This is a genomic window from Ilumatobacter sp. (assembly GCF_041688325.1).
In the GTDB taxonomy this organism is placed as follows: domain Bacteria; phylum Actinomycetota; class Acidimicrobiia; order Acidimicrobiales; family Ilumatobacteraceae; genus Ilumatobacter_A.
The window spans coordinates 1-7,059 of record NZ_JBDNIJ010000105.1; the positions used below are offsets into that span (position 1 = coordinate 1).

General features: G+C 64.3%; 8 protein-coding genes. 4 read left to right on the forward strand and 4 right to left on the reverse strand.

Annotated elements, in window-relative coordinates; translation table 11 throughout:
- Positions 1 to 231: 231 nt before the first annotated feature.
- Genes ychF through ACH2EI_RS07140 form a run of 3 tightly spaced genes read right to left on the reverse strand, consistent with a single transcriptional unit; the run spans position 232 to position 2,867 of the window.
- Positions 232 to 1,320, reverse strand: a complete 1,089-nt coding sequence (gene ychF / locus ACH2EI_RS07130) for a redox-regulated ATPase YchF (RefSeq protein ID WP_395153793.1) — start codon at positions 1,318 to 1,320, stop codon at positions 232 to 234.
- Positions 1,321 to 1,374: 54 nt separating this feature from the next.
- Entirely contained in the window at positions 1,375 to 2,163 is a 789-nt protein-coding gene (locus ACH2EI_RS07135) for an ABC transporter permease (protein ID WP_395153792.1), read from the reverse strand.
- Positions 2,160 to 2,867 (reverse strand): ATP-binding cassette domain-containing protein, encoded by a 708-nt coding sequence (locus ACH2EI_RS07140; RefSeq protein ID WP_395153791.1) that lies wholly within the window; start codon positions 2,865 to 2,867, stop codon positions 2,160 to 2,162. The genes ACH2EI_RS07135 and ACH2EI_RS07140 overlap by 4 nt, the downstream gene beginning before the upstream one ends.
- A 153-nt stretch (positions 2,868 to 3,020) precedes the next feature.
- Here ACH2EI_RS07140 and ACH2EI_RS07145 point away from each other — a divergent pair, with 153 nt between their 5' ends.
- A complete protein-coding gene (locus tag ACH2EI_RS07145; RefSeq protein WP_395153790.1) occupies positions 3,021 to 3,353 on the forward strand; it encodes a DUF192 domain-containing protein in 333 nt (110 codons plus the stop codon).
- Complete coding sequence (rsmI, locus tag ACH2EI_RS07150) at positions 3,350 to 4,162, forward strand: 16S rRNA (cytidine(1402)-2'-O)-methyltransferase (RefSeq protein ID WP_395153789.1); 813 nt, start codon at positions 3,350 to 3,352, stop codon at positions 4,160 to 4,162. Before ACH2EI_RS07145 ends, rsmI begins: the two co-directional genes overlap by 4 nt.
- A 65-nt stretch (positions 4,163 to 4,227) precedes the next feature.
- Here the strand turns inward: rsmI and ACH2EI_RS07155 are convergent, their stop codons facing one another.
- Entirely contained in the window at positions 4,228 to 5,052 is an 825-nt protein-coding gene (locus tag ACH2EI_RS07155) for a thioesterase family protein (protein WP_395159545.1), read from the reverse strand.
- A 23-nt stretch (positions 5,053 to 5,075) separates the two neighbouring features.
- Between ACH2EI_RS07155 and metG the strand changes: the two genes are divergently transcribed.
- Both metG and ACH2EI_RS07165 read left to right on the forward strand, forming a co-directional pair.
- Positions 5,076 to 6,599 carry a methionine--tRNA ligase gene (gene metG, locus ACH2EI_RS07160; RefSeq protein ID WP_395159547.1) on the forward strand — a complete coding sequence of 508 codons (1,524 nt, stop codon included), beginning with the start codon at positions 5,076 to 5,078 and terminating at the stop codon, positions 6,597 to 6,599.
- 92 nt (positions 6,600 to 6,691) lie between these two features.
- On the forward strand, positions 6,692 to 7,059 hold a 368-nt coding region (locus ACH2EI_RS07165; RefSeq protein ID WP_395159549.1), incomplete at its 3' end, for a TatD family hydrolase.

The following is a 7,059-nucleotide window of genomic DNA, read 5'->3' on the forward strand; positions in this document are numbered from 1 at the left end:
GGCAGGTGCTCCGATTCAGCTATCGGTCGATCGTCCACGATCCGGGTGGCACAGCACTCCGGATCCGACGGGCGTTAGCGCGCTGGAAGCACCTCGATGTGCCAGACGCAGCCTGACAGCCGGTTACGGCGAACGACCAACCGCAGGGAACTCGGGACCTGAGACGGCGGAAACCGCCCGAAACCATCCCGAGAATCGACCGACGGCTCGGAAACCAGTCAGACGGACAACTCAGACGTTGAAGCGGAACTCCATTACGTCGCCATCCTGGGCAATGTATTCCTTACCTTCGACGCGCATCTTGCCGACGTCCTTGGCTGCATTCCAGGAACCGAGTTCGAGAAGCTCCTCCCACTGAATGACTTCGGCCTTGATGAAGCCACGCTGGAAGTCGCCGTGGATCCGACCGGCGCACACGGGTGCCGTCGAGCCCTCGCGGAACGTCCACGCTCGAGATTCTTGCTCGCCAGTTGTCAAAAAAGTGCGGAGACCGAGCAGGTGATAAGCGCTGCGGACCATCCGGAACAGTGCACCCTCGCCAAGGCCGAAACCTTCGAGAATCTCTTTGCGTTCGTCAGGGTCTTCGATGGCGGCGGCTTCGGCCTCCATCTGGATGCACATGCCGATCACTTCGACGTTGTCGCCGACGTTGTTGAACTCGTCGGAGATCAACTTCTCCTTCTCAGGAATCGAGTCGATGTCATCCTCGCCGACGTTGACCACGGCGAGCACGCGCCGGTTCGTCAGCAAGTAGTACGGGGCAAGGAGCTCTTTGACATCGTCTTTCAGGCCGGCGCGATAAAGCGGCAGGCCTTCGGCGAGTTGGTCGTAGGCGATTTGCAGCGCTTCGGTCTCGGCGACCATCGACTTGTCGAGCTTGGCGGCGCGCTGGGTCTGCTTGAGCCGTTTCTCGACGGTCTCGAGGTCGGCCAGCGCCAGCTCGATCTCGACGACACGGAGGTGCTCAATCGGATCGGACGGCCCGACGACATCGTCATCCTCGAATGCCCGGAGCACGAACACGATCGCATCGACCTCGCGGATGTTGGCGAGGAACTTGTTCCCCAAACCTTCGCCCGTACTTGCGCCTTCGACCAGGCCACCGATGTCGACGACCTCGACCTGGGCGTGGACAACCTTCTTCGACTTCGACATGACCGCCAGGCGATCGAGCCGGTCGTCCGGCACCTTCGCGACGCCGATGTTCGGGTCTTTCGTGGCGAACGGGTACGGCGCCGCTAGGGCACCACCACCGGTGAGTGCGTTGTACAGCGAGCTCTTGCCCGCGTTCGGAAGACCAACCAAGCCAAAACGTTCCATGCGGCAAGCCACGCTACCGCCCGGTCACACTGTGCCAGGCACAGTGTGACCGCGTCAGAGTCGACGGAGTTGCTGGGCGGGCGTGAAGAGTTCGCGTGAGATGCCGATACTCATCACCGTTGTTGTCGTCGCCACGCTGCCAAGCACGAGGTACATCACCGAGATCTGCACCATCACCGCATCGGCGGGATCGACGCCGGCGAGGATCAATCCGACCATCGCCCCCGGCAGCGCAACGATGCCGACAGCCTTGGTGGTCTCGATTTGAGGCACGAGCGCCGTCCGCAGCGCACGTCGCAGATGCGGTTGAAAGGCGTCGCGCGCTGAGAGTCCGAGCGCCAACCGCCCCTCGATCACTCCACGCTGTTCGGTTGCGGCTTCGAGTAGCTGGCGTGACACCAGCACCGTTGCCGACAGTGAATTGCCGACGACGATTCCGGCGAGCGGCACGATCGTCCGGCCCTCCAAGTCATACACCTGGAAGCCGAACAGAACTCCCAGCGTCGCAATCCCCGACAGCGCATAAGCCAGAAGGGAGAGGGCGAAGACTTTCGGCACCCCGAGGGCACGTTGGGCCGTCGTCCAAGCAGCAAACAGGAGCATGAACAGCAGCCAGAGACCCGACCAGATCAGTGGGTCGTCGGGATCAACAACCAGTTGCAGGGCCCAGCCCACAATGAGGAGCTGAACGAGGGCACGCAGCGCTGCCCAGAGCAGCGAACGTTCGAGGCCGAGTCCCCGCCAGAACGAGATGCCGACGCCGACGGCAATCAGGCCACCGGATGCTGCGAGGCCTGCCAGTCCGATGTCGGCGCGGCCCACCGCGAGGAGTGCAGCAGTCATGTCGATGCTCCGATCAGGCGCCGGACAATGGGATCGGCGTGCGTATCAAGTTCGGAGAGATGTCCGAACGCCGCAACTTTGCCGTCGACGATTGCCAGCACATGGTCAGCGAGCCGCCGGACCTGGTCGGTGTCGTGGCTGACCCACAGCACGGCGATTCCTTCGTCGGCGAGTTGGCGGGCGAGCCCTTCGATCGCCATGCGCGCGTCGATGTCGAGTGCCGCCGTCGGTTCGTCGGCAAGCAGAACTTCGGGGCGAGTCAGCAGCGCTCGGGCCACGCACATCCGCTGGGCCTCACCACCGGACAACGTTGCAGCATCACGACCGAGCAGGTCTGCAGACAGCCCGACATGTTCGAGGACGTGCCCGCCTCGTTCGCTGGAAACCTCTGGATCAGCCACGCGGAAGTTGTCGAGCACCGACCCTTCGAACAGCGGGGCCCGTTGGAAGATTGTTCCGACCTGCCGGCGCAGCGTGGGCGGCGGCATTGCCGACAGCGCCTGATCTCTCCACATGATCGCACCGCCAACAGGGTCGTCGAGGCGGTTGAGGAGACGCAGCAGCGTCGACTTTCCCGATCCGGACGGTCCGACGATCACGGTGATTCCGTCTTCAGGCAGATCGACGGTGATGTCGGTGAGAATCGGGGCCTCAGCCGGGCCCGCTGCCACCTCCCGAAGCGAAAATCCGGTTCGACCAGCCACATCGCCGACCGTACTCCCCTTCGACGATCCGGTCCGTGTTCACACCCGGGCCTGCGTCGGGCCTGACGCCGAGCCCAACGGCGGGCCCGCCGCAGCGCGGTCTGGCTGTTCAGCGCTTTCAGATAACTCGTCTGCTCTGGCATGATGAGGTCTATGGCTTGGCTGGTGAGCAACGCTCGGGTGCTCGCTTCCGCCGAACTCGCTGAAACTCGGCCGGCCCGACGCAGGGGCCTTCTCGGTCGCAGCAGCCTCGACGGAGCGCTCGTTATTCGTCCCTGTCGTGGTGTCCACACGATCGGCATGAAGTTTCCGATCGACGTGGCATTCGTCGATGAGGACGGCGTCGTCGTGAAGACGTTGCAAATGGCCCGCCACCGCGTCGGCATCCCTGTGTTCTCCGCACGCATTGTGATCGAAGCGAACGCAGGTGCATTCGCCCGATGGGGCATCCGGGTCGGCGACGTGGTCGAAGTGCGCGAAGAGTGAGCGGGATTCTCTGGCTCATTGCCACTCCAATCGGCAACCTCGGCGACCTGCAACCTCGGGCCATCGAGATGCTCGCTGCCGCCGAATTGGTCTGCTGCGAAGACACTCGACGGACGGGATTGCTCCTCCACCACTCCGGGGTCAAAGCCAAGCGGATGGCGGTGTGTAATGAACACACCGAACACGACCTGATCGATCGGGTGCTCGGTGTCCTCGGCAGCGGCGGCGATGTGGCCGTGGTCAGTGATGCCGGAACACCAGGTGTGTCCGACCCTGGCGAGCGGCTTGTCAAGGCCGCAATCGAGGCTGGCCACGACGTCAGTTCGGTCCCCGGCCCGAGCGCTGCAGTGATGGCCGTGACGATCAGCGGCCTCGATACATCACGGTTCGTGTTCGAAGGGTTCCTCCCACGCAAGGGCCGCGAGCGGGCGACTCGACTCGCCGAACTCGCTTGCGAACCGCGGACATCGGTCCTCTACGAAGCGCCCCATCGAGCGCTCCGCACCTTGTCCGATCTCGGCGAAGTCTGCGGCCCAGACCGCGACATCGTCGTGACCCGCGAGCTGACCAAGCTGCACGAGACCGTCGTCCGCGGCACCCTCGGTTCAATCGACATCGGCGAGCCACGGGGCGAGTACGTCTTTGTCCTCGCCGGGGTGCCGGTCGACACCGCACCTGCGACTGACGAGGACGTTCGGCGTCTCCTTGACGAGGCGATCGCCGACGGCATGTCGAAGCGTGACGCCGCTGCCGCTGTCGCCGAGCAGACCGGCCGGTCACGCCGCGACGTCTACCAACTCACGATCTGAACGACGCTGGCGCCCGGACCAGTTCAGCCGGACCAGTTCAGCCGGACCAGTTCAGCCGGACCAGTTCAGCCGCGAGGTGTCAGGGAGAGCTGTCGCGACTGCGCGACGAGCTTGCCTGCGCTGTCCCACATCTCACCCTCCTCATCGACCAGCCCATCGTGAATGAAGCGACTCCGGAACGCACAGCGGATCGGGCCAGGTGCCGGCGTCCCTCGAATGTGGACGGTCAACTCGATGGTCGGCACCCAGGCGACAGGCATCCCCGAGTTGAAGATCGGCGGTGGGAACGCATCCGCTGCCAGTAGCAACGCAATCGCGTCGATTGGTTCACCGCCGGCCAGCGCGAACCAGCCGCGAACCATCGGGTCGCCCGAGACCTTGCCGCTCCGAAAGCCAGCGTCGACCGGGTCGATTCGCGACGCAAGGCGGTCCATCAGTGCCGGGCCGGTCGACTCCGTCGCGCTCGGCATGATCGGGCAGTCGTCGTACGGCGTCACGTCGAGCGGCGCTTCACGCGCATAGGTCGGGCCGTCGTCTGGCTGCTGGTCCCCAAACGTGCCGAGTAATTCCAGCGACGGCTTACCACCAATCCGAAGTGATGCGCGAGCGGTCGCAAGCCGACGGCCGGAGCGCACCATGTCGACGTCGATCGTGCACGGCCCAGCGGGTGCCGGACGGAGGTAGTGCGCGGTGAGTGTGAGTGGTGGACGGCCAGCAGTTTCGACCATCGCCCGGCCGGCAATCGCCATCAGGTAGCCACCGTTGGCGTTGCCCCCGATGTCCCAGCCCTCGTTGATCGAGGCGCTGAACGCGGTGCGCGTCCCATCACCTTCAGCCACCCCCACCTGCTCGACGCTCGTCGCTGCTGCAAACACACCCGTACCGGTCATCGGGCCGACGGTATCGTGCAGGCGTGACTCGGTTCTATGTGACGACCCCTATCTATTACGTGAATGCCGAGCCCCACCTCGGCCACGCGTATACGACCATCATCGGCGATGCCCTCACTCGCTGGCATCGGCTGCTCGGCGACGACGTCAAGTTCCTCACGGGCACCGACGAACACGGCTTGAAAATTCAGCAGGCTGCCGAGGCTGCCAACGTCACGCCGCAGGAGTTCACCGACTCGATTGCGCCGAAGTTTGCTGAAGCGTGGAAGAAGTTGAACATCGCGAATGACGACTTCATCCGCACGACCGAGCCGCGGCACAAAGCGGCCGTCGCCGAACTGTTGCAGCGTTGCTACGACGCTGGCGACATCGAACTCGACAAATTCGCCGGCAAGTACTGCGTCGCGTGCGAGGAGTACTACCAAGACGACGAACTCGACAAAGACACCGAGGGCGAAGCCAACCAGTGCCCGATCCACCATCGTGCAGTCGAGTTCTTCGAAGAGGAGAACTACTTCTTCCGTTTGTCACGTTTCGAAGATCGCCTGCTCGATTGGTACGCCGCACATCCGACCGCGATGACGCCCGAGCAGCGCGGCAACGAAGCCATCGGCCTCATCAAGTCGGGGCTTCGTGATTTCTCGATCAGCCGCACCTCGCTCGACTGGGGCGTCCCGCTGCCATGGGACGACAAGCACGTCACGTACGTGTGGTACGACGCCCTCACCAACTACCTGGCTGCGGTGGGCTTCGGCGACGGCACCGACGCATACAAAGACAACTGGCCGGCCGACTTCCACCTGATCGGCAAAGACATCGTCCGCCAGCACTGCGTGTACTGGCCAGCGATGCTGATGTCGGCTGGCGTCGAGCCGCCCAAGGGCTGGGCCATCGGCGGCTGGTTGCTCAGCGGTGGCGAGAAGATGAGTAAAACCGCCGGAAACGTCGTCAACCCCCTCGACCTCATCGACGACATCGGCCTCGACGGTTTCCGCTACTACGTGCTCGCCGACACCGCCTACGGCAACGACGGCGACTTCACCTGGGAAGGGCTCGTCGGTCGATACAACTCCGATCTGGCCAACAACCTCGGCAACCTCGCAGCCCGCGTCGCCACCGTCGTTGCCAAGAAGTGCGACGGTCTCGGCACCGCTCCCGATCCCGACAGTCCGCTTGCGGCCGTTGCCACACAGGCGTACGCCGACACGGCAGCAGGCTGGGCAACGGTCCAACCGAGCCGGGCGCTCGACGCCACGTGGTCGCTGATCCGTGCGACGAACGGCCACCTCGAAGTGAACGAGCCGTGGAAGTCCGAGCCCGGAGCCGACGTCGACCGGGTGATGGGCGATGCACTCGAAGCGCTGCGTATCGTCGCCGTGCTGGTCCACCCGGCAATGCCCGACACCGCCCAAGCCCTGTGGGAGCGCATCGGCATGACGGGCAACGTCGTCGACCAACGCCTCCCCGCCGCCGCCGCATGGGGCCAGTACACAGCGGGATCCGTCGTCACCAAGGGCGACGCACTCTTCCCTCGCATCAAGCTCTAAGCCATGCGCCGTACAGAGTGCAGCGCCACCCACGTGCCGCCGAGCGAGCGAGGCTGGCGTGAGGGCAACCAAAACTGCTGCCGGGAGACGCTGTGACCAGCCCGAACCCACTCGAATGGATCGACAGTCACTGTCACATTCACGACGAGCGGATCCCTGACGGGCCCGACGGCGCTGTTGCGGCGGCCATGGAAATGGGTGTCCACACGCTCGTCACGGTCGGCTGCGACCGGGCAACCTCCGAGGCGGCCATTGAGGTCGCGAGTCGCCACGACAACGTGTTCGCGACGGTCGGCTTGCACCCGCACGACGCAGTACAAGGCGTCCACACGATCATCGATCTGCTGAGCACGCCCGGCATCGTTGCGATCGGCGAAGCCGGGCTCGACTACTACTACGAGCATTCCGAGCGCGACATCCAGAAGGCTGCGTTTGCCGAACAGGTGCAACTCGCGCACGA

Coding starts and splice junctions, on each gene's coding strand:
- ychF (WP_395153793.1), bottom strand. CDS start 1,320: ATGGAACGTTTTGGCTTGGTTGGTCTTCCGAACGCGGGCAAGAGCTCG.
- ACH2EI_RS07135 (WP_395153792.1), bottom strand. CDS start 2,163: ATGACTGCTGCACTCCTCGCGGTGGGCCGCGCCGACATCGGACTGGCA.
- ACH2EI_RS07145 (WP_395153790.1), top strand. CDS start 3,021: ATGGCTTGGCTGGTGAGCAACGCTCGGGTGCTCGCTTCCGCCGAACTC.
- ACH2EI_RS07155 (WP_395159545.1), bottom strand. CDS start 5,052: ATGACCGGTACGGGTGTGTTTGCAGCAGCGACGAGCGTCGAGCAGGTG.